The organism is Rhodothalassium salexigens DSM 2132, assembly GCF_004341375.1.
In the GTDB taxonomy this organism is placed as follows: Bacteria; Pseudomonadota; Alphaproteobacteria; order Sphingomonadales; family Rhodothalassiaceae; genus Rhodothalassium; species Rhodothalassium salexigens.
Genome location: NZ_SLXO01000008.1, coordinates 134,883 through 156,835 on the forward strand (window position 1 = coordinate 134,883; position 21,953 = coordinate 156,835).

Consider the following 21,953-nt stretch of genomic DNA (forward strand, 5'->3'; position numbering starts at 1 on the left):
CGATTAGCCGCTGTCGCGCGCCGCGGTCGTCCGGTCCGGCGCCGGCGGCTCTTTGTCTTGCGGCTCTGTGTCTGGCGTTGGGGCGTCCGGCGGCCCCGCGTCGGCCGGCTGAGTAGCGTCGGGCCGGGCCCAATCGTCGCCCAACCGGTCGAGCCAGGGGCTGTCGTCATCGGGCGCCACGAGGCGGTGCGGATCGGCGGGGTCGGCTGGATCGGCTGGATCGGTGCTGTCCCGGTCGCCGGCGGCTGGATCGGCGGTGGCGAAGTCGGGGGTGGCCGGGTCGATATCGAGCGGCGCGGCCGGCGCAGGAGCCGGGCTGGCGTCGGCGGCGGCCTTGAATTCGCTGGCGTCGAGCGCGGCGGCGGTGGGCGCCAGGGTGGTGAGCGTGTCGAGCGGCGGGCGCTGGTCGAGAATGCCGAGGCTTTCGAACTTGCGCGCCGTGGGCAGCACCCGGCGTTCCAGGCTGTTGACGAAGCTGTTGTAGTGGCCGACCGAGCGGTCGAGCGCGGTGCCGAGCCGGGTGATGTGGCCGGCCATGGTGGTGATCCGGTCATAGAGTTCGCGGCCGAGCCGGGCGGCGTCGTGGGCGCGTTCGGCCATCTGTTCCTGGGTCCACACATGGGCGACGGCGCGGGCGAGCGCGAACAGCGTCGCCGGGGTCGCCAGGATCACCTGGTTGGCGAACGCCTCTTCGTACAGCGTCGGGTCCTGTTCCACCGCGGCGGCGATCAGATCGTCGCCGGGCAGGAACATCACCACCGCTTCGAGGCCGGGGCCGAAGGCGCTCCAATAGCTTTTCTTCGACAGCGCGCGCACCTGGGTGCGCACCTGGGCGGCGTGCTGGGCGAGCTTGGCGTCGCGCTCGCGTGGGTCCTCGGTCGCCTGGGCTTCGAGGAACGCCGACATGGGCGTCTTGGCATCGATGACGATGGCGCGCTTGCCTGGCAGGTGGATCACCGCGTCGGGGCGCTGCTGGGTGCCGCCGTTTTGGGTGCTGGTCTGGGTGGTGAAGTCCACATAGGGCGCCATGCCGGCCAGTTCCATGATCCGCCGCAACTGGCTTTCGCCCCAGCGCCCGCGCACGCCCGAGCCCGAGCGCAGCGCGGTGGACAGCCGCGCGGCCTCTTCCTTGACCTCTTTTTGCGCCGCCGCCACCGAGCGCAGTTCGCTGGTCAGGCTGCCATAGGCGTTCTGGCGCGCGGTCTCGATCTCCTTGAGGTTCTGGCGATAGTGTTCGAGCGTCTGGGCCATCGGCCGGACCAGCCCTTCGAGGTCGCTGCGGGCGTGCGCCTGGTGTTTGTCGAAATGCGCCTGGGCCTGCTTCAGGAAGTCGTCGCGGCTTTGGGTCAGCGCCGCGTTGATCATGGTCTTGAACTGGGTCTCCATCTGGGCGCGGACATTCTTCAACTCGTCCACCTGGCGCGCCATGGCCCGGTGGCGCTCCTCGGCGCGCGCCTGAACCTCGGACAATTGCCGCTCGGCGTCGGCGCGGGCAGCGCTTTCGTCGGCGACCCGGTCTTCCAGGATCGCGGCTTGCTGGGCGGCGGCCTGGACCTCGTGCAGGTCGCGGATCGCCTCGGCCATATGGGCGCGGGCCTGGGTCACGTCGCGGCGGCCGATGGCATAGCCCCCGACAAGCCCCGCCAACGCCCCGCCAAGCCCGGCCGCAGCCGCGATCAGCCAGATCGTGTCGATCATTGTTCACCCCTTGTTCCGGTTGCAAGGTGCCAAAGCGGCGCCCACCTGTCCAGAACGAACCGGGGCGTCATGCCGATCGCGATGACCGATGTCCTTGATTTTTAAAATATCCCGGCGATGATGCCCCGGCGTCCGCCAGGCGGCTTGCCGTCGACGCGCTTTCGATACCCAACAGAGGAGGACACGACCGTGTTGACCCTTCCCGATCTTCCCTACGACTACAAAGCGCTTGAGCCCTATATGTCCGCCGAGACATTGGAGTATCACCACGACAAGCACCACAATGCCTATGTCACCGCCGGCAACAAGCTGATGGAGGGCACGCCCTACGCGGACATGGACCTGGAAAGCGCCATCCGCGAGAGCTTCAAGTCCGACCCCAAGCTGTTCAACCAGATCGCCCAGCACTGGAACCATATGGAGTTCTGGCACTGGATGAGCCCCAAGGGCGGCGGCGCCATCCCCGGCAATCTGGAAAGCCAGATCAAGAAGGATTTCGGCAGCGTCGACGACTTCAAGGAAGCCTTCGTCCAGGCCGGCGTGACCCAGTTCGGCTCGGGCTGGTGCTGGCTGGTGTGGAAGGACGGCAAGCTTGCGGTGACCCAGACGCCCAATGGCGAAAATCCGCTGGTCCACGGCGGAACCGCGCTGCTCGGCTGCGACGTGTGGGAGCACAGCTACTACATCGACTATCGCAATGCCCGGCCCAAATATCTCGAAGCGTTCTTCGACCATCTGGTCAACTGGGAGCGCGTCACCGAGATCTACGAACAGGCGTCCTGATCGCAGGTGTCGGGGCCGGCGCTCGTCGCCGCCGTCCCCCCGGCACCGCCGAGTATCGGCCGCAGCGGTCGCTTTCCTGGCCGTTCAAGGGCCAGGTCAAAGGCTGACCGCCACGCCACACGAACCGCCCGGCCGGGACCGCGCCCCGCCGGGCGGTTTGTCTTTTGGGGCGGGTCTTGGGCGGATGCCTTGCCGGTTGTGGAGTTGAACGGACTTTTCTACGCTCACGGCTCGTGGTGGCCGGCTGGGCAGCGCTATGGTATCCTTCGACCTCAATTCGGTGGCCGACGCGGAGCACAAAACGACGTTCCGGGCCCAATTGGCCGCCTTGGACGATGACGCCAAGGAAGAGGCGTTTCGCGTTCTGGCCACCCTGGCGGCCCATGGTCCCGAACCGGCGATGCGCTGCGCCGACCGCTGGGGCCTGGGGCTCGGGCTGTTCGCCTGCCCGGTGCCCGGGCGCCGGAGAGTGTTTCTGTTGTTCGCGCAGCGCGACGGCAAGGCGTTGATCTTTCTGGGGGTTTCGGAGAACCCCTCGGCGTGTGGGCAAGTGCTGTTGCGCGCCAGGCGGTTGCAGGAGGCCGGAGGACTGGCATGATGAAAGGCACGTTGAGCGACGATCTGGCGGTCATTCTGCACCGCCAGCCGGCGTTTGCCGAGCGCCTGCGGGACAATCGGGCGCGCTGGCGGCTGGTCGACGGCCTGATCGGGGCGCGCCGGCAGGCCGGCCTGACCGTGGCCGAGACCGCGCGCCGGTCGGGGCTGACCGCAGCTCAGGTCGCGCAGTTGGAAACCGTGACCGGTGCATGGCCAAGCCAGGCGCTGGTCAATGCCTATTTGGGCGCGTTCGGTCTGTTGCCCTTCGACGCGTTCGCCGAGCCTGTTTCGAGCGACCTTGAGGTGTCTGACGATGCTGCCGAGGCGGTGGCCGTGGCGGCCGACGAGGACGCGGCACTCGCGGCGTTGATCGCCCCCGATCTGGTGAAGCAGGCCGACACCGCCGGGCTCGGCGACGCGGCGGTGGCCCGCGAAGACGCCGCCGGTGACGATACCGCCGACGACCAGGACATCCACATCGACGATCTCGATGACGAACCCGATGACGACTTCGACCTGTCGTTCTGACCCGGTCGCGGCGGCAGTTGCTCCGGCGCCGCCGGGGCGGGCCGGGCGCCGGCCGTCTCGGGGCATCCGGGGCATCTGGGGTATCTGGGGGCGTGTCCGGGCCGATGGCGATTGACCCGCCGGGATTGCTGGGGCTGGCAGGGGTCTTGCTGCTTGCCCGTCCGGTGTTGCGGGCCGACAGCCTGGCGCGCCGGCAGACCCGGCTGAGCGACATCCGGTTTTCCGACCGCAGCGACCCGATGTTCCACGACGAGTTGGCCAAGCTGCGCGACCGCCGCGAGCGCCAGGCGCGCCGCTGGCGGCCGTCCGACCGGGCCTGTCTGTGGCTCGGCTATGGCTGCATCCTGGCGGCCGAGGCGTGGACGCTCTTGGCGGCACCGTGAGCGCGGCGCGCGCGTGTGCGTGCGCGGTCCTAGTGGCGGCTATTTCAGTCGGACCGCCGTGCCGGTGGCGACCACCAACAGCATGTTCGCGCCGCCGCCGCTCAATTCCTCATAGTCCAGCGTCACCGCCACAACGCCGTCGGCGTCGCGCGCGGCGGCCTCCTCGCGCAGCTCGCGCATCACCTCTTCGCGCGCTTCCTTGAGCGCCGATTGCATGGAACTGGACCGGCCGCCGAACACGTCGCGCACCTGGGCGAACAGGTCGCGGAACAGGTTGACGCCATAGACCGCCTCGGCGCTGACGATATCGATCTCGCGGTCGATGGTGGCGCCGGCGAGCGTCGGCGCGGTGGTCAGGCGGATGTCTTGGGGGTGAGCCATGGGCGTTCTCCTGCTGTCCTGGGTCGGGCTCGGTCACGGCAGATGGTCGATCGGTGCGGTTCAATCCGATCGCAAAACCCTCTAGCGTGCGTCGAGCATAAACACCCGCAATCCATAACGGGAAGGACAATCATGGGACGTTTGCGCGGCGCGCTCGGCGCCATGGGCAAGGCGATTTTGGCTGGGGTGGTGATGATCGGATGGGGCGACGACCTGGCCGCCGGGCCGGACAAGAGCGGCGGCGGCGACCGGGTGGTGGGCGCGGCGTTCGCCACCCGCGCGCCGGTGCTGGGCATGAACGGCATCGCCGCCACCTCGCACCCGCTGGCCAGCCAGATCGCCATCGACGTGTTGAAGGCCGGCGGTAACGCGGTGGACGCGGCGATCGCCGCCAACGCGGCCTTAGGGCTGATGGAGCCCACCGGCAACGGCATCGGCGGCGACCTGTTCGCCATCGTCTGGGACCCCGAGACCGAGCGCCTCTACGGCCTCAACGGCTCGGGCCGCGCGCCCCTGGGCCAGAGCCTCGACGACCTCAAAGCGAAGCTCGACGGCGACGACATCCCCGACTGGGGCAGCCTGTCGGTCAGCGTGCCGGGCACGGTCGACGGTTGGTACACGCTGCACGACCGGTTCGGCCGCCAGCCCATGGCCGACAATCTGGCGCCGGCGATCCGCTATGCCGAGGCGGGGTTCCCGGTCACCCAGTTGATCGGCTATTACCTGACCCGCTCGGCCGAGGCGTTCCGCACCCTGCATGCCCAAGGCATCGTCGAGGAGATCGACAACTACAAGGCCACCTATGAGCCTGACGGCCGGCCGCTGGGCCATGGCGACGTGTTCCGCAACCCGGATCTGGCGCGCACGCTGCGCCTGATCGCCGAGGGCGGGCGCGACGCCTTCTACGACGGTCCGATCGCCGACACCATCGACGCCTATATGAAGCGCATCGGCGGGCCGCTCAGAAAACGCGATCTGGTCGACCACACGTCCACCTGGGTCGAGCCGGTGTCGGTCAATTATCGCGGCTATGACGTCTGGGAACTGCCGCCCAACGGCCAGGGCATCGCCGCCTTGCAGATGCTCACCATCCTCGAAGGCTATGACCTGGCCGCCATGGGCTTCGGCTCGGCCGATTATCTGCACGTGTCGACCGAAGCCAAGAAGCTGGCCTTCGCCGACCGGGCGCGCTTCTATGCCGACCCCGATTTCTACGACGTGCCGCTGGCGCGGCTGTTGTCCGAGGACTATGCGGCCGAGCGGCGGGCGACCATCGCCATGGATCGCGCCAGCACCGAGGTCGACCCCGGCGACCCGAAGCTGATGGAAGGCGATACCATCTATCTGACCGTCGCCGACAAGGACGGCATGATGGTGTCGCTGATCCAGTCCAACTATCGCGGCATGGGGTCGGGGCTGGTGCCCGACGGGCTCGGCTTCATGTTGCAGGATCGCGGCGCGCTGTTCAGCCTCGACCCCGATCACCCCAATGTCTATGCGCCGGGCAAGCGGCCGTTCCACACCATCATTCCCGCCTTCATCACCAAGGATGGCGCGCCGTGGCTGAGCTTCGGCCTGATGGGCGGCGCCATGCAGCCCCAGGGCCACGCGCAGATCGTGGTCAATCTGGTCGATTTCGGTATGAACGTGCAGGAAGCGGGCGACGCCGCGCGTTACAACCATGCCGGTTCGACCCAACCGTTCGCCGGACCGGGGCCGATGACCGACGGCGGCACGCTGCGCATCGAAACCGGCATCGCGCAAGAGGTGCGCATGGACCTGGAAGCGCGCGGCCATGATGTGGAATACACCAAGGGGCCGTTCGGCGGCTATCAGGCGATCTGGCGCGACCCCGAGACCGGCGTCTATTGGGGGGCGACCGAGATGCGCAAGGACGGCATCGTCGTCGCCTATTGATCGCCCGGCCCGTCGGTCGCCGTCGTCACCGCATGGGCGGCGTCGGCGGCCGGGGCGCCGTGGCTTTGTTCACCGGGCTGGGTCTGGCCCGGTCTCTGGCTCCCGTCCCCAACGGCAGCCAGGCCGGCGGTATAGCGGTCGATCAGGTCGTGGGCCATGGACGCCAGGTCGCTTTGCGCGAAGGTCCAAAGATTCTGCCGATCGACGGTGGCGATCAAGCCGTTGAGCGCCAGCGCCACGGTTATGGCGCTGCGCATGGCCACCTCCGCCGGCAGGTCGGGCAGGGCGCGCAATAGAACGCGCTGATTCACCTCGACGATGCGCATCACCTTCTGCCAATACCAGATCGCCGGGTCGCTGCGCTGGGCGCGCGCGGCGATCACCGCCTCCCACAACAGGCCGTTGGTTTCGACGAAGCGGATGAACTGGTCGCACAGGCCATGCAGGCCGATCGCCTTGTCCTTCGCCTCGGCGGCCTCCAGCGTCTGAAGCAGCAGATCGAGCGCGCGGCCGGCGACCCGCAGGATCAACTCGTCGCGGTTTTCGAACAGATTGTACAGCGTGCCGGGCGAATAACCGATTGCGTGGGCGACGCCGCGAATGGTCAGGCCCTGCGTGCCCTGCGCCGTGACCCCCTGGATGGCGGCGGACAGAGCCAGTTCCTCCAACTCCTTGCGGCTATGATCCGAGCGTCGGCCCATGACCCCCCCTTTTTACATCTTGGCATTGAGCAGGCAGCCCTAGGGCCTGCTCATAATACCCGTAGTGATCGCGACATGGTTCCAAGGCGATCATCAAGCGGTCTCAAACCATGCCAACCAATACCGTTCAGTCAACTTTTGTTCGACTTAAATCAGATTGGCGAAGAACGCCAGAGATTTGATTTCAAATCGAAATCTGTTCACAGCCATGACGCGGCGTTGACTTTAAGCCTCAACTTTTTTCTGTGTATGTCAACAAGGTTGGGAGTGTTTCATGCAGCGCCACGTCCATGTCGGTCAGGGTTACCGGATAGCCCAGGTCGGCCAGCGATGTGACGCCGAAGGCGGACAGCCCGCACGGCACGATACCCGAAAAATGGGCCAGGTCCGGGTCCACATTGATCGCCAGCCCATGATAGCTGACCCATCGCCGGACCCGGACGCCGATGGCGGCGATCTTGTCCTCGCGCCCCATGGCCGGGCGGGGCACCCAGACGCCGACGCGGCCGTCGCGCACCTCGGCGGTGACGTTGAAGCGGGCGAGCGCGGCGATGATCCAGGCTTCGAGGCCGGCCACGAAACGACGGACGTCGCGGCCGCGGCGCGTCAGGTCGATCATCACATAGACCACCCGTTGCCCCGGCCCGTGATAGGTGTATTCGCCACCGCGCCCGGTTTGATAGACTGGAAAGCGATCCGGGGTCAGCAGGTCGGCGGGTTTGGCGCGGGTGCCGGCGGTGTAGAGCGGCGGGTGTTCCACCAGCCAGATCAACTCGGGCGCCGTGCCGGCGCGGATCTCCGCAACCCGCCGTTCCATGCGCTCCAGGGCCTGGGCGTAGTCGACCAGGCCTTCAGCGACCTCCCAGGCCGGCCACTCGGCGGCGTTCGGGTGCGGGGTATCGGGGCCGGCGCGGTGTTGCCCGGCACTGTTGCCGTCAGACGCACGCCCAGGGACAGGGCTCGAAACGGGGCTGGAATTGCTGTCCGCAGCGCTGCCAGAGCGGTCGCCGCGGGCGTCGCCCGGGGCGCTGGCGGGAGTCTTTCTATGGCATCCGCTGGCCACCGTTTACAGTCTCCTTCCGAAGCGGTTAACCCTCAAGTAACATGGTTGCGCGAAGGTGCAACACTCCCGGCGGCGTGTTTGACCGCCGGCGTGACGGTCCCGGTGGGTCGGTCCAGATCATACGAGGCATGGTGTGAGCTCACTCAACAAGGTCGGTGTGGAAATCTCGGTGGTGATCGGCTCGGCCAATATGCCGATCCGGCAATTGCTCAAGATGGGCCGCGGCGCCGTGGTCGATCTGGATTCGAACGTCGACGAGGAAGCCTGGATCTACGCCAATGGCGAGCTGATCGCCCGGGGTGAGGTGCAGGTGATGGGCGAGAAGATCGGCGTGTCGATTACCGAGATGACCTCTTTTCGTGATCTTTAAGGCGACTGAGGGCTTGATCGACGGCGGGGCTTTCGGTATACCCCGGCCTCCGATGCGGTCGTGGCGGAATTGGTAGACGCGCAGCGTTGAGGTCGCTGTGGGCGATAAGCCCGTGGAAGTTCGAGTCTTCTCGACCGCACCATTATCTCTCGCCCCAAGATGCCGAGCCGGGCGGGCCCTTGCGGTCCGGCGCGCTTGGTGCGGGCGGTCCCGGAGAGGGCGTCAGACCCCCTGAGGGGCGCAGCCGATCCCGGGGGCCGATCCCGAGCGAACGGCGAATACCGGAGGGTGGCGGCAGACAGGGAGGGCCGGCATGACCGACAGACCGCCCGAGCGCCGCGCGCCGTGGCCGGAACCGCCAGATTTGCTCCCCGATGAGGGGGGCGGCACGCTTCTGAAAACCCGATCCGACGACGATCGCGATCCGAGCAGCCAGGATGCGCACCTGCAGGTGGATTTCGTCCAGCAGGTGGTCGAGGCGGTGCGCCGCGAGGATGCGGCCGAGGCCGCGGATCTGGTCGACGGGCTGGCCTTGCCCGACCTGGCCGATCTGTTCGAGGTGCTGCCGCCATCGGATCGCCGGCAACTGGCCGCCCTCGCCGGCGACAATCTGGACCCTGCGGTGCTGCCGGAATTGGACGGCCAGGTGTTCACCGACGTGGTGCGCCAGGTGCCGGCCACGCTGGTCGCCGAGGCGGTGCGCCAACTGGACAGCGACGACGCCATCGCGGTGATCGAGGAACTGGACGAGGACGTCCAGAATCAGGTGCTGCGCCGGCTCGCCGCCGCCGACCGGGTGGTGATCGAGGAGGGCCTCGCCTATCCAGAAGAATCCGCCGGCCGGATCATGCAGCGCGATCTGGTCGCCGTGCCGCAGTTCTGGACCGTCGGCCAGACCATCGACTATCTGCGCGCCGAAAATCCGTCGCTACCCGACGATTTCTACGAGATCATCGTCACCGATCCGTTTCATCGGCCGGTCGGCGCGATCGCGCTCAGCCGCGTGATGCGCAACGAGCGGCGGGTCAAGATCGGCGACATCATGACCCGCGACCCGCATCTGATCGACGTGATGGCCGACCAGGAGGACGTCGCCTATCAGTTCAACAAGTATCACCTGATCTCGGCCGCGGTGATCGATCAGAGCCGCCGTCTGGTCGGCGTGATCACCGTCGACGACATCGTCCATGTGGTCGAGCAGGAGGCGCAGGAGGACATCCTGGCGCTCGCCGGGGTGTCGGAGGGCGGCGTCAACGAGTCGATCGTCACCATGACCCGCAGCCGGTTCACCTGGTTGTTGGTCAATCTGGGCACCGCCGTGCTGGCGTCGGCGGTGATCGGCCGGTTCGAGGCGACCATCCAGCAACTGGTGGCGCTCGCCGTGCTGATGCCCATCGTGGCGTCCATGGGCGGCAATGCCGGCACTCAGACCATGACCGTCGCCGTGCGCGCTCTGGCGACCAAGGAATTGTCGGCGGCCAACGCGCTGCGCATCGTCAACAAGGAATTGCTGGTCGGTCTGATCAACGGCGCCTTGCTGGCCGGGGTCATCGGCGGCGTCGCCTGGGCCTGGTTCGGCGACCCGCTGCTGGCCGGGGTGCTGGCCGCTGCGATGGTCATCAATCTTGCGGTCGCCGGGCTGTCGGGCATCCTGGTGCCGATGACGCTGTCGCGGCTGGGCATCGACCCGGCGGTCTCGTCGACCGTGTTCGTGACCACGATCACCGACGTGATCGGCTTTCTGGCCTTTCTGGGGCTTGCGGCGTTGGTGCTGTTGTAATCCCTGAGCTGCGGCGCGCCGCCCCCTGGCGTTCGCCGCACGGCTTGGCTATTTCCCGGTTCATGGTCGTTCATTTGTTGAAAACCGCCGCCGGCGTGCCCGATCTGGACACGCTGGCGGCACGCCAAGCCCAGTTCACCGTCACCGCCCCGGCCGACAGCCGGGCGGCCGGGCGCCCGGTTGTGCTGCATTCCACCCGTAACATGCCGCGCCGGCGCGATGCCGTGCTCGACGGCGGGTCGATCTACTGGATCGTCCGGCGCGAGATCGCCGCGCGCAACCGCATCCTGGACATGGTCGAGGCGGACGACGAAATGGGCCCCAAGCGGTGCCGGTTCCTGTTGGACCCGGAGTTGGTCGCGGTGGCGCGGGTGCACCGGCGGCCGATCCAGGGCTGGCGCTATCTGCCCGCGGCCGAGGCGCCGCGCGATCTGGCTGGCGGTCCCGACGGCGACAGCCTGCCGCCGCATCTGGCGCGCGATCTGGCGGATCTGGGCCTTCTGTAACCCGACACGGCCCGCCCAAGGGAAGCTTGGGCGGGCCGTCGGCGGTCGGTCGGTCGTTTTTCGGGGAGCGCTTAGCTGGCGCGGACCCCGGACAGGAAGTCCTTGACCGTGGCGCGCAGTTTGTCGGCGTCGCGGGCCAGACCGTCGGCTGAGTCGCTGACGCTGTTCGACGCCTGGGAGGTGTTTTCCGCCGCCTGGCGCAGGCTGGTGAGGTTCTGGGTCACCTCGGAGGTGCCCATGGCAGCTTCCTGCGCGCTGCGGCTGATTTCGTCCACCGCCGACGCCTGCTGCTCGATGGCCGCCGCCATGGAGCCGGTCGACGCGTTCACCTCGTCGATCTCCGTGACGATGGTGCGCGTGGCGTTGACCGCCTTGTTGGACGCCTCGTTGACCGCCGCCAACTGGCTGGCGATGGACTCGGTCATCTTCTGGGTCTGGCTGGCCAGTTGCTTGACCTCACCCGCGACCACCGCGAAGCCCTTGCCGGCATCGCCAGCACGCGCCGCTTCGATGGTGGCGTTCAAGGCCAACAGATTGGTCTGTTCGGCGACCGTACCGATCTGGCCCACCACCTCGTCGATCTGGCTGACCGCGCGTTGCAGGTCGTCCATCAGGCTGCCCGCTTCATTGGCGCCCTTGGCGGTGTTTTGCAGGTTTCGCGCCGCTTGCGAGACCTGTTCGTTGACCTCGCGGATCGCCGCCGACAGTTCCTCGGCCGCCGACGCCACGGTCTCGACGCTGGCCGACGCCTGATCGGCGCCTTGCGAGGCGGCATGGGTTTGTTCGCTGGTCTCCTGGACCGCCGTGGTCAGTTGGTGGGCGGTGGCTTGCAGGCTGCTACCCGACTGGCTGACGCTGTTGACCACATCGCCCACTTCCGACTCGAAGCGATCGGCCAGATCCTGGACCGCCTTGCGCTTCTCGGCCTCAAGCCGACGCTCCTGGTCGCGCTGCTCTGCCTCGAAGCGTTCCTGCTCGCGTCGGTGCGCGGCTTCTTCTTCGCGCTTTTCCGCCTCGGCGCGGGTTTGCTCGGCCTCCAGTTCCTGCTTGGCGATCGCGTTGTCTTTGAATACCTGCACATTGCCGGCCATCTGTCCCAACTCGTCATGGCGGCCGACGCCGGGAATGTCGATGTCCAGCTTGCCGTCGGCCAGCGACTTCATGGCGGCGGCGATGGTGATCAGCGGTCCGGCGATCGCCTTGGTCAGGGTGCGGGACAACACCAGTGCGCCGATGACGCTGAGGGCGAGGAACACCGACATGGTGATCCAGGCGCGGCGGCTGTCGCGGATCAGGGCGCTGGTCTGTTGTTCGCGCAGCGTGCGCGCGGCTTGTTCGACCCGTTCGGCCTGGGCCGACAGGTCGGGCGCGATCTCGGCCTGGCGGTCGCGACCGTCGACGAAGGCGCGAAACGCCCGTTCATAGTCGTCGAGGGCGGTGAGCACGGTCTCCGCCACACTGCGAATCTCATCGGTCTTGGCGGTGTCGAGCAGGTACTGGGTTTCACCGCGCAGGGCGCCGACCAGATTGATTACCCGCTCCACGGCGTCCTTGTCGCCGCTGATCTGATAGTTCTTCTCGTCGCGCCGGATGTCCAGCATGTAGGTGATCAGCCGGTTCGCCGCATCGGCCTTGGCCAGATCGTCCTGAATGATCGCGGTGTCGGCGTCCTCGGCGATCAGCTCGTTGGCCTGAGCCTTGAGTTCGGCGCGGAACGCGGTCAACTCGGCGTCGACGCGCCAGGCGGCGTCTTCCATGGCGGTCTGAGCGCTCTGCGCCTGATCGTCGATACGGACGAAGCGGTCGAACAGAGTCTCGTATTGACCGACCACCGCCGACAGCGAGTCCAGCTTGGTGCGGGCGCCGGCGTCATTGAACATGCCGGCGGCGATTTGGATCTGGTCGCTCAACCGGTCGGTCAGGCTGTGGACTTGTGCGGCCTTCTCGGGCGCGCGGTCCAGCCGATAGCTCATCTCTGAACTGCGTAGATCGAGCGCTAAGATCACCAGTTGGTTGGCTTCACTCGCTTTGTCGGTGCGATCCGAGACGCTGTTCAGCGCGATCAGGCCGATACCGCCAAGGGCCAATGTGATGATCAAGCCGAGCGTGAACGCTCCGGCCAGCTTGCGCCCGATCGGCAAGTCGCGAATGGCGTTGAAGAAACGATGATTTGGGGAACTTTGCATAACGCAGGCTCAACTTCTGAGGGTAGGCGGCATGAGTTGCCGGTATGGCGTCGGTCCTGTCACACCTCAAGCCTAACCTGGAGACCGGATTATGTTAGACCCCCGTAAATTTCGGGTAAAGACAGCTGATTCGGCGATATTCTTAAACTAGGAGTAGGTCGCGCGGTGGCGTTGCCGAGGCGAAGGCGACCGGGCGCTTTTCCACGTCCGGCCCGGTGGGGGGCGAGGGGCGCCCGGGCCGCCGGCGCTTCGCGGGCTCATGCGGCGGCGACGGGCGCCCGCGTGCTTCGGGCCGGGGGGCGTCTGGTGTGCCGGCCCCCCCCCGGGTCTTGCCCCTGCGCTCAGGCCAAGGGCGTTTCGCGGCGCCAGGGTGTCGGCCTGGCGCCGGTTCAGGTGCCGGTTCAGGCGGCGCGGTCGCGCGCGGCGCGGAAGCGCGCCAGCCCATCGGCCAGATCGGCCTTGAGGTCGGCCACGTCTTCAAGGCCGATGTGCAGGCGCAGCACCGGCCCGGCCGCGGTCCACGGCTCGGCGGTGCGCACCCGTTCCGGGCGTGCCGGCAGCACCAGGCTTTCATAGCCGCCCCAGGAAAAGCCGATCTTGAACAGCTTCATCGGATCGATCATGGCGGCCACGTCGCTTTCCTGGCCGCCCTCAAGCACCACGCCAAAGAGGCCGGTGGAGCCGGTGAAGTCGCGCTTGAACACCTCGTGGCCGGGGCACGAGGCGAGGGCGGGGTGGCGCACCTCGGCGACCTCGGGCTGCTCGGCCAGCCAGTGCGCCACGTCGAGCGCCGAGGCCTGGTGCTGGGCCAGGCGCACGCCGAGGGTGCGCAGGCCGCGCAGCGCCAGCGCGCAATCGTCGGCCGAGGCGGTCATGCCGAGCCGCACGGCCATCTTCTTGAGCTTGGGCCAGGCGCGCGCGGTCGCGGTCACGCTGCCCATCAGCACGTCGGAGTGGCCGACCACATATTTGGTGCACGAGATCACCGACACGTCGGCGCCGTGGCTGAGCGCTTCGTAGTAGAGCGGCGTCGCCCAGGTGTTGTCGGCGATCACCGTGGCGCCCACCTGGTGCGCCGCAGCGGCGATCGCCGGCACGTCGGCGACCTCGAAGGTCAGCGACCCCGGCGTCTCGACCAGCACCACCGCCGTGCGGTCGTCCAGATAGTCGGCGATGCCGGCGCCGACGCCGGGCGGATAGAAGGCGGTCTCGACGCCGAAATGTTCCTGTGCGGTCTGGGCGTAGCTGCGGATCGGTTCATAGACATTGTCGGGCAGCAGCATGCGCTGGCCGGGCTTGCAATAGGCCATCAGCGCGGTGGTGATCGCCGACACCCCCGACGGGAACAGCCAACTGTCATGGCCATTGGGTTCGAGCCCGGTCAGCGCCTCGCGCAGCGACCAGTGGGTCGGCGTGCCGCGCCGGCCGTAGAACAGCCGGCTGTCGGGGTCGGCGATGCCGGCGTCGAAGTCGGCATAGGTTTCGAACAGGCAGGTGGAGGCGCGGAAGACCGGCGGGTTGACGACGCCCTGGGTCCATTCGGGGCGCCGACCGCCGGTGACCAGTCGGGTGTTGTCGCCCAGCGCATTACGGCCGCGCGGGGCTTTCGGGTCTTGGTCGGAAGGGGTCATGCAGGGGCTCCGGTTGCGATGGGCCGGCTTTGGTCCCCCCGGTCGGCGCCCCAGTCGGCCCACGAGCCGTCATAGACGGCCACATCCTTCTTGCCGAGGATGTCGAGGGCGAGGGCGAGCGTGCACGCGGTGATGCCCGAACCGCAGGTGGTGATCACCGGGCGGCTCAGATCGACGCCGCCGGCCTCGAAGGCGGCGCGCAGACCGTCGGGGTCCTTGTAGGTCCCATCGTCGTTGAAAAGGCTGGCGAAAGGCACGTTCAGGCTGCCCGGAATGTGGCCCGAGCGGATGCCCGGGCGCGGGTCGGGGTCGGCGCCTGAGAAGCGCGGCCCGCCGCGCGCGTCGACCACTTGGGCGGTGCCCTTGTCGAGCGCCTGGGCCACCTGGTCGGCGTCGCGGACCAGGGTCGCCTGGTAGCGCGGCGAGAAATGGCGGCGGCGCGGGATCGGCGGGATGTCGTCGATGCGGCCGTCCTGGGCGCGCCAGCCGGCGAGGCCGCCGTCGAGCACGACCACATCGCGGCAGCCGAACACCCGGAACATCCACCACACCCGGGCGGCGGGATGGACGCCGCCGGTGTCGTAGATGACCAGCCGGTTGCCGTCGCCCAGGCCCATCTCGCGCACCCGCGACGAGAATTTTTCCGCCGGCGGCAGCATGTGCGGCAGATCGCCGGCGGTGTCCTTGATCTCGTCGATGTCGAAGAACACGGCGCCGGGAATGTGCGCCTCTTCATACTCCGCATGGGCCTTGCGGCCGCTGTCGGGGAAGTGCCAGGACGCGTCGACGATGCGGATGTCGGGCGCGGTCATGTGATCGGCCAGCCAGGCGGCGGAGACCAGCGAACCGGTTTCGCCCGATTGCTGCCGGGGCATGCTTTGAGAGTCGGCCATCTGCCTTGTCCTCCCTTGGGATGGGCACGGGTCAATGGGGCCGCCGTGGCGGTCCGTCCGGCGGTTTGCTGCCGGGTCGATCGGCGGCCCGGTCGGCGCTTCGGTGAGCGTTTCAGTTGACGTTTCGGGCCGAAGCTAGAAGGCTGCGGTGGCTTTTTCAATCGGTGCGCTGTTTTGCGAACTATAGCGCCCGGCGCGGGCTTTGACAGGCGCCGCCGCCGGTTGCATAAGCAGGCCATGAAAGAGACCATTTATAGCGATCTGACGCAATTGGGCGCAGCGGCGCACATGCCCGCGACGCCCGACGAGGCGGTGTTGGAGACGGTCGCCAACCCGCACCCCGACACCCTGTATCTGGTGCGCTTCACCTGCCCGGAATTCACCAGCCTGTGCCCGGTGACCGGCCAGCCCGACTTCGCCCATCTGGTGATCGACTATGTGCCGGGGCCGAAGCTGGTGGAGAGCAAGGCGCTGAAGCTGTATCTGCACAGCTTCCGCAACACCGCCGGCTTCCACGAGGCGTGCACGGTCAAGATCGCCAAGCGCCTGGCCGCCGAGACCGAGGCCCAGTGGCTGCGCATCGGCGGCTATTGGTACCCGCGCGGCGGCATCCCCATCGACGTGTTCTACCAGACCGGCGAACCGCCCGCGGGCCTGTGGCTGCCCGATCCGGGCGTGGCCTCTTATCGCGGCCGGGGCTGATCCCCGGCTTCGCCATTGAGGACCGCGCCTTGCGATCCCATACATATACTCTCCGATTTCAAGCCGAGGATTGAGCCGATGGATGCCCGCACCGGTGCCGACAGCCCCGCCACCCCCGCCGAGAGCAAGGCCCCCCAAGCGATCAACCTGGCCGACTATCGCCCGCCCGCCTTTCAGGTGGACCAGGTGGATCTGACCGTCGACCTGGCCGACCGCGACACCCGGGTGGTCGCCCGGCTGACCGTGCGCCGGGCGCGCGCCGGCGCCACCGACCTGACCCTCGACGGCGATCCGGCCATGCGCCTGGACGGCGTGACCATCGACGGCGAGCCGGTGGCCGAGACGCGGCTGACCCGCGTGGCCGAGCAACTGACCATCGCCGACGTGCCCGAGCGGTTCGTGCTGGAGACCGTCACGCGCATCGACCCGGTGGACAATACCCGCCTCGAAGGGCTCTACAAATCGGGCGGCATCTTCTGCACCCAGTGCGAGGCCGAGGGCTTCCGCAACATCACCTTCTTCCCCGACCGGCCCGACGTGATGGCGCGCTACCGGGTCCGTATCGAGGCCGACGCCAGCGCCTATCCCGTGCTGCTGTCCAACGGCAACCGGGTCGAGGCCGGCACGCTTGACGGCGGTCGCCACTTCGCGGTGTGGGAAGACCCGTTCCCCAAGCCCAGTTATCTGTTCGCGCTGGTGGCCGGCGATCTGGGCCGGCTTGGCGACAGCTTCACCACCCGCTTGGGCCGGCCGGTGACGCTCAACATCTGGGCGGCGCGGGCCGACCTCGACAAGTGCGGCCACGCCATGGCAAGCCTCAAACGGGCCATGGCCTGGGACGAGCAGGTCTATGGCCTCGAATACGATCTCGACGAATACAACATCGTCGCGGTCGGCGACTTCAACATGGGCGCCATGGAGAACAAGTCGCTCAACGTGTTCAACACCAAGTATGTGTTGGCCAGCCCGGAAACCGCCACCGACGACGATTACGATCATATCGAGGGCGTGATCGCGCATGAGTATTTCCACAACTGGACCGGCAACCGGGTGACCTGCCGCGACTGGTTCCAACTCTCCTTGAAGGAGGGGCTGACGGTGTTCCGCGACCAGCAGTTCTCCGCCGACATGGGCTCGGCGGCGCTCAAGCGCATCGACGATGTGCGGGTGCTGCGCAGCCACCAGTTCTCCGAGGACGCCGGCCCCATGGCGCACCCGGTGCGGCCGTCGAGCTATATCGAGATCAACAACTTCTACACCACCACGGTCTACAATAAGGGCGCCGAGGTGATCCGCATGATGCACACGCTGCTGGGCGCCGAGGGCTTCCGGCGCGGCATCGACCTCTATTTCGAGCGCCACGACGGCCAGGCGGTCACCTGCGACGACTTCGCCGCCGCCATGGCGGACGCCGGCGGTGTCGACCTCGGCCAGTTCAAGCTGTGGTACACCCAGGCCGGCACGCCCGAGGTGCACGCCGAGGGCTCTTACGACCCCGGCGCCGGGCGCTATACGCTGACGCTCACCCAACGGGTGCCCGACACGCCGGGCCAGACCGGCAAGGCGCCCATGCACATCCCCGTGAAGATGGCGTTGCTGGGCCCCAACGGCCAGCGTCTCGACGCCCGCCTGGCCCAGGGCGAAGGGCGTGCCGACGCCGAGGGCTTCTTGCTAGACCTGCGCGAGGCCAGCCAGCAATTCGTGTTCGAGGATGTGGGCGTCCGGCCGGTGGCCAGCCTGTTGCGCGATTTCTCCGCGCCGGTGCGGCTGACCACCGACCAGAGCCGCGACGACAAACTGTTCCTGCTAGCCCATGACGACAACGCCTTCGCGCGCTGGGAAGCGGGCCAGGACCTGGCCGGCGACCTGATCCTGGGGCTGGTCGCCGACCACGCCGCGGGTCGGGCGCTCGACGTCGACCCGGCGTTCGTCCAGGCGATCGAACAGGTGATCGCCGACGCCGAGACCGACCCCGCCCTGGTCGCCGAGATCGCCACCCTGCCGAGCGAGGTGATGCTGGGCCAGCGCATGGACGAGGTGGACGTGGACGGCCTGTTCGCCGCGCGCCAGACCGTGCGCGAGACCCTGGGGCGCGCCCTGGCCGCACGCTGGCAGGCGGTTTATGACGCCGCTTCCAAGCGCCTGGCCGCCGGCTGCGACGCCGCCGACGCGCGCCAGCAGCGCCGGGTGAAGAACCTGGCGCTCGGCTATCTGGGCGCCGCCGGCGCCGCCGGCCTGCGCCTGGCCGAGGCGCAATATGACGCCGCCACCACCATGACCGACCGGCTGGCGGCCCTGCGGGTGCTCGCCAATGCCGACGACCCGGCGCGCGAGCGGGTGCTGGCGGACTTCTACGCCCGCTATGAGGATCAGCCGCTGGTGATCGACAAGTGGTTCTCGATCCAGGCGGTATCGACCCGCGCGGACACCGTCGAGCGGGTCGCCGCCTTGATGGACCACCCGGCGTTCACGCTCGCCAACCCCAACCGGGTGCGCTCGCTGGTGTCTGCGTTCAGCCAGTTGAACCAGGTGCGTTTCCACGACGCCTCGGGGCAGGGCTATCGGCTGCTCGCCGACACGGTGCTCAAGGTGGATAAGCTCAACCCGCAGATCGCCGCGCGGCTGGTCGGTCCGCTGGGGCGCTGGCGGCGCTTCGACGCCACCCGGCGCAGCGCCATGCGCTCGGAACTGGAGCGTCTGGTCGCCGTATCCGACCTGTCGAAAGACGTCTACGAGATCGCGTCCAAAAGCCTCGCCTGACCGGGCGGCAGGGGAGACCGAAAAAAAGCCGGGTGGCGCTCTGCCAACCGGCTTTTTGTTTGTGGGCCCCGGACCGGGGCGATCCGATGGCGCGGATGGCTTAGCGACGCCGGCGCAAAACCCCCAGCCCCGCAAGGCCGATAGCCATCAACAAAATGGTCGCGGGCACCGGGATCGGCTTGGTACCCTGGTCCACCTCCAGGTCGATCTTTTTGGCGATGGCCTCGGCGAAATCGTCGAAGCTGTTGGCTCGCTTGACGAACGCGTCCTTGCCGCCAGCCACGTCGTAGGCGAAAGCCGCAGCCAGAAACTCAGTGCCGATGGCGATGGCGTTGATCGCGTCGATCTCTTGGGCGAGGGCGGCGTCACGCACTGCCCGCGACGTCCGCCCGGTACCACCGGTACCGTCACCGGACACGTCGATGATCTTGGTCGACCCTTCGAACTCATTGTTGAGGATGCTGTCGAGCGCCGCTTGCATCCCCAGCGCCACATCGGTGCCGCCGTTGAACGGCCGCGCGAAGGCTTCCAGGAGGTCGGCGAAGCCCAGCACATCGCTTTCGGTCTGCAGATGCTGGTACCCGATGCCCTCGCTGGCAATGCTGGAGAAAAACACCGCGTTGACCGCGATACCATTCTTCGATCCGACGATATCGTCGATCACCGATTGTTGACGGAAGGCGTCGGCATACCCCGCCATTTGGAGACGATATTCCTGGCGCCGGATCGACGAGGACACGTCGATCGCCAACGACAATTCCAGGTCCACCGGAACCAGCGCCGCTGCGGCCGGAGCCGACATCCCCAGGCCGACCACTGCCGCCACCACCAACCGCTTGATACTGTTCATTGTCTACACTCTACTACATTCAAGCTCTACCGACACCATGTGCCCTTATATCGTGTTCGGCAAGGTTTTGCCGATGCAATCCCGACCCGCCGGTCCATTGTCCGACGGCGCGGGTACTCAAAAATTTAAGCAAAAACTGTGCCGTTTATCAACCCTTTGTTGGCAAAGGGGTGATTTGGCGTGTGGCGCGGCTGCTGTCAGATTTCTTTACAGAGGAGCTCCGCTTCGCGCCGCCTTTGTATCGGTCAGTGACAGGGTATCGTATCTGTCGGTGACCGGGGCAAATTAAGCGCAGCGGGCCGTTTCCGCCCGGACCGAGCGCCGTCAGCGACACCGTCCGGCGACCACGGACCGGAGGCGGCCCGGACGGCCAATGCGCTGCCCGTGCTGCGCTGCGGCACGTTCACCCTTGCGTAACAAAGGCACGGCAAGCTATTTTCGGCGGCTTCAAAATCGCGGAGTTTTTGACCGATTATGTCTGCGCAGTCCGACATGGCCGGGCGCCAGCCCAAGGCGCCGTTCGATCCGGAGCACGCTCACACCTGGCGCCCCGACGGCTGGCGTCGCTGCCCGATCGAGCAGGTGCCGGCCTATCCCGACGCCCAAGCGGTCGAACGGGTCGAGGCGACCATGTCGCGCTACCCGCCGCTGGTGTTCGCCGGCGAAGCGCGCCGGTTGAAGCACCAGCTGGCCCAGGTGGCCGAGGGCGACGCATTTCTGCTGCAGGGTGGCGATTGCGCCGAAAGCTTTGCCGAGTTCCACCCCGACGGCATCCGCGACACCTTTCGGGTGATCCTGCAAATGGCGGTGATCCTGACCTTTGCGGCGTCCTGCCCGGTGGTCAAGGTGGGCCGCATGGCCGGCCAGTTCGCCAAGCCGCGCTCCAAGCCCACCGAGGTGCAGGACGGCGTCGAACTGCCCGCCTATCGCGGCGATATCATCAACGGCATCGAGTTCGTCGAGGCCGAGCGCACGCCCGACCCCGAGCGCATGCTCAAGGCCTATGCCCAGTCGGCGTCGACCATCAACCTGCTGCGCGCCTTCGCCCAGGGCGGCTATGCCGACCTCAACAAGGTGCATGGCTGGACGCTGGAATTCCTGTCCAACACGCCGGCGGTGGCGCGCTATCGCGATGTCGCCGACCGGATCAGCGGCGCGCTCGACTTCATGGCGGCGTGCGGCGTCGGCCCCGGCGACGTGCCGCAATTGCGCGGCACCGACTTCTACACCAGCCACGAGGCGCTGCTGCTTGGCTATGAACAGGCGCTGACCCGTCGCGACTCGGAAACCGGCGCCTGGGTGGATACCTCGGCGCACATGCTGTGGGTCGGCGACCGGACCCGGCAACTGGGCGGTGCGCACCTGGAGTTCCTGCGCGGCATCGAAAACCCGGTGGCCGTCAAGGTCGGGCCGAGCATGGCCGCCGACGAACTGCTCAAGGTGATCGACACGCTCAGCCCCGACAATGCGCCGGGCCGGCTGACGCTGATCTGCCGCTTCGGCGCCGACCAGGTGGGCGACCATCTGCCCGGTCTGATCCGCGCGGTCGAGCGCGAGGGACGCCGGGTGGTGTGGTCGTGCGACCCGGTCCACGGCAACACGGTCAAGACCGCGGTGGGGCTGAAGACCCGGCCGTTCGACAAGATCCTGACCGAGATGCGGCGCTTCTTCGAGGTCCACCGGGCCGAGGGCACCCATGCCGGCGGCGTGCACCTGGAACTGACCGGCAAGAACGTCACCGAATGCACCGGCGGCGCCCTGGCGATCACCGAAGAGGCGCTGGCGTCGCGCTACCACACCCATTGCGATCCGCGCCTCAATGCCGACCAGTCGCTGGAGATGGCATTCCTGATCGCCGAGGAACTGAAGGGTGAGCGACGCGGCCGCAAGGCCCAGGAACACGCGACCCAGGAACCGGGCGGCGCCCGCCACGTCTGAGCGCGGCCCCTTTGTGCCCGGGGCGGCGACCTCGGGCCTGCGCGCACAGGCGCGGGCGGCCGGGGCGGTGGGCTCGGGTCGGCAGGTGGCGGTTTTGGGCTGGCATGTCGACCGGCCGTTGAGCCGGGATGCGGGATCGGGCTGTCGCGGCGGGCGCAGGAGTGGCGGGCTGCGGACCACAACTTCGCCGCTTCTGGCCGGTTCGGGTCCGGATCGGGCGCGGGCGATGGTGGTCCAATGCCGCTGAGGCGCATCAATGCGGGATCGTAAAGCGGGCCAAGCCCCC

18 protein-coding genes, 1 tRNA gene and 1 pseudogene are annotated in these 21,953 nt (G+C 67.6%); 12 read left to right on the plus strand and 8 right to left on the minus strand.

Annotated features, from left to right (window positions below):
- Positions 1-3 precede the first annotated feature (3 nt).
- Entirely contained in the window at positions 4-1,698 is a 1,695-nt protein-coding gene (locus tag EV659_RS11045) for a DNA recombination protein RmuC (RefSeq protein WP_132708946.1), read from the minus strand.
- Between the two features lie 189 nt (positions 1,699-1,887).
- On the opposite strand from EV659_RS11045, the gene EV659_RS11050 reads away from it, so the two are divergent.
- The 4 genes from EV659_RS11050 (at position 1,888) to EV659_RS11065 (ending at position 3,989) form a co-directional block, all read left to right on the plus strand.
- The gene (locus tag EV659_RS11050) at positions 1,888-2,481 is read left to right on the plus strand and encodes a superoxide dismutase (protein WP_279388347.1); all 594 of its coding nucleotides are present in this window, start codon (positions 1,888-1,890) and stop codon (positions 2,479-2,481) included.
- A 256-nt stretch (positions 2,482-2,737) separates the two neighbouring features.
- Positions 2,738-3,079: a hypothetical protein gene (locus EV659_RS11055; protein ID WP_132708948.1), complete on the plus strand. Its 342-nt coding sequence runs from the start codon at positions 2,738-2,740 to the stop codon at positions 3,077-3,079.
- A complete protein-coding gene (locus EV659_RS11060; RefSeq protein WP_165878858.1) occupies positions 3,079-3,606 on the plus strand; it encodes a helix-turn-helix domain-containing protein in 528 nt (175 codons plus the stop codon). Before EV659_RS11055 ends, EV659_RS11060 begins: the two co-directional genes overlap by 1 nt.
- A 104-nt stretch (positions 3,607-3,710) precedes the next feature.
- Positions 3,711-3,989: a hypothetical protein gene (locus EV659_RS11065; RefSeq protein ID WP_132708950.1), complete on the plus strand. Its 279-nt coding sequence runs from the start codon at positions 3,711-3,713 to the stop codon at positions 3,987-3,989.
- Between the two features lie 39 nt (positions 3,990-4,028).
- Here the strand turns inward: EV659_RS11065 and EV659_RS11070 are convergent, their stop codons facing one another.
- Positions 4,029-4,370, minus strand: coding sequence for a YbjQ family protein (locus tag EV659_RS11070; protein ID WP_200287474.1), 342 nt, complete (start codon positions 4,368-4,370; stop codon positions 4,029-4,031).
- 192 nt (positions 4,371-4,562) lie between these two features.
- On the opposite strand from EV659_RS11070, the gene ggt reads away from it, so the two are divergent.
- The gene (gene ggt / locus EV659_RS11075; protein ID WP_132708992.1) at positions 4,563-6,287 is read left to right on the plus strand and encodes a gamma-glutamyltransferase; all 1,725 of its coding nucleotides are present in this window, start codon (positions 4,563-4,565) and stop codon (positions 6,285-6,287) included.
- On the opposite strand, the gene EV659_RS11080 is transcribed toward ggt, so the two are convergent.
- Together EV659_RS11080 and lipB are read right to left on the minus strand one after the other, a co-directional pair.
- Entirely contained in the window at positions 6,281-6,988 is a 708-nt protein-coding gene (locus EV659_RS11080; protein ID WP_132708951.1) for a TetR/AcrR family transcriptional regulator, read from the minus strand. The genes ggt and EV659_RS11080 overlap by 7 nt on opposite strands.
- A 232-nt stretch (positions 6,989-7,220) precedes the next feature.
- Positions 7,221-7,853 (minus strand): annotated as a pseudogene (lipB, locus tag EV659_RS11085) (lipoyl(octanoyl) transferase LipB); the annotation flags it as partial.
- Between the two features lie 331 nt (positions 7,854-8,184).
- Between lipB and EV659_RS11090 the strand changes: the two are divergent.
- The 4 genes from EV659_RS11090 to EV659_RS11105 all read left to right on the plus strand — a co-directional run bounded on the left by EV659_RS11090 (position 8,185) and on the right by EV659_RS11105 (position 10,707).
- Positions 8,185-8,421, plus strand: a complete 237-nt coding sequence (locus EV659_RS11090) for a FliM/FliN family flagellar motor switch protein (protein ID WP_132708952.1) — start codon at positions 8,185-8,187, stop codon at positions 8,419-8,421.
- A gap of 54 nt (positions 8,422-8,475) precedes the next feature.
- A tRNA-Leu gene (locus EV659_RS11095) sits at positions 8,476-8,563 on the plus strand.
- A 171-nt stretch (positions 8,564-8,734) separates the two neighbouring features.
- On the plus strand, positions 8,735-10,201 hold the full coding sequence (mgtE, locus tag EV659_RS11100; RefSeq protein WP_132708953.1) for a magnesium transporter: 1,467 nt from the start codon (positions 8,735-8,737) through the stop codon (positions 10,199-10,201).
- Between the two features lie 62 nt (positions 10,202-10,263).
- Complete coding sequence (locus EV659_RS11105; RefSeq protein WP_132708954.1) at positions 10,264-10,707, plus strand: DUF1489 family protein; 444 nt, start codon at positions 10,264-10,266, stop codon at positions 10,705-10,707.
- 71 nt (positions 10,708-10,778) lie between these two features.
- Here EV659_RS11105 and EV659_RS11110 read toward each other — a convergent pair whose 3' ends face one another.
- The 3 genes from EV659_RS11110 to sseA all read right to left on the minus strand — a co-directional run bounded on the left by EV659_RS11110 (position 10,779) and on the right by sseA (position 15,417).
- Positions 10,779-12,893 carry a methyl-accepting chemotaxis protein gene (locus EV659_RS11110; protein WP_132708955.1) on the minus strand — a complete coding sequence of 705 codons (2,115 nt, stop codon included), beginning with the start codon at positions 12,891-12,893 and terminating at the stop codon, positions 10,779-10,781.
- 401 nt (positions 12,894-13,294) lie between these two features.
- Positions 13,295-14,524: a cystathionine beta-lyase gene (metC, locus tag EV659_RS11115; RefSeq protein WP_132708956.1), complete on the minus strand. Its 1,230-nt coding sequence runs from the start codon at positions 14,522-14,524 to the stop codon at positions 13,295-13,297.
- The gene (sseA, locus tag EV659_RS11120; protein WP_200287468.1) at positions 14,521-15,417 is read right to left on the minus strand and encodes a 3-mercaptopyruvate sulfurtransferase; all 897 of its coding nucleotides are present in this window, start codon (positions 15,415-15,417) and stop codon (positions 14,521-14,523) included. Before sseA ends, metC begins: the two co-directional genes overlap by 4 nt.
- A gap of 237 nt (positions 15,418-15,654) precedes the next feature.
- Here sseA and queF point away from each other — a divergent pair, with 237 nt between their 5' ends.
- Both queF and pepN read left to right on the plus strand, forming a co-directional pair.
- Positions 15,655-16,119 carry a preQ(1) synthase gene (queF, locus tag EV659_RS11125; protein WP_132708957.1) on the plus strand — a complete coding sequence of 155 codons (465 nt, stop codon included), beginning with the start codon at positions 15,655-15,657 and terminating at the stop codon, positions 16,117-16,119.
- 78 nt (positions 16,120-16,197) lie between these two features.
- Positions 16,198-18,879, plus strand: coding sequence for an aminopeptidase N (gene pepN, locus EV659_RS11130; RefSeq protein ID WP_132708958.1), 2,682 nt, complete (start codon positions 16,198-16,200; stop codon positions 18,877-18,879).
- A 100-nt stretch (positions 18,880-18,979) separates the two neighbouring features.
- On the opposite strand, the gene EV659_RS11135 is transcribed toward pepN, so the two are convergent.
- Positions 18,980-19,729, minus strand: a complete 750-nt coding sequence (locus EV659_RS11135; RefSeq protein WP_132708995.1) for a DUF1194 domain-containing protein — start codon at positions 19,727-19,729, stop codon at positions 18,980-18,982.
- Between the two features lie 492 nt (positions 19,730-20,221).
- Here EV659_RS11135 and EV659_RS11140 point away from each other — a divergent pair, with 492 nt between their 5' ends.
- Positions 20,222-21,667, plus strand: a complete 1,446-nt coding sequence (locus EV659_RS11140) for a class II 3-deoxy-7-phosphoheptulonate synthase (RefSeq protein WP_132708996.1) — start codon at positions 20,222-20,224, stop codon at positions 21,665-21,667.
- The last annotated feature ends 286 nt before the right edge of the window (positions 21,668-21,953 follow it).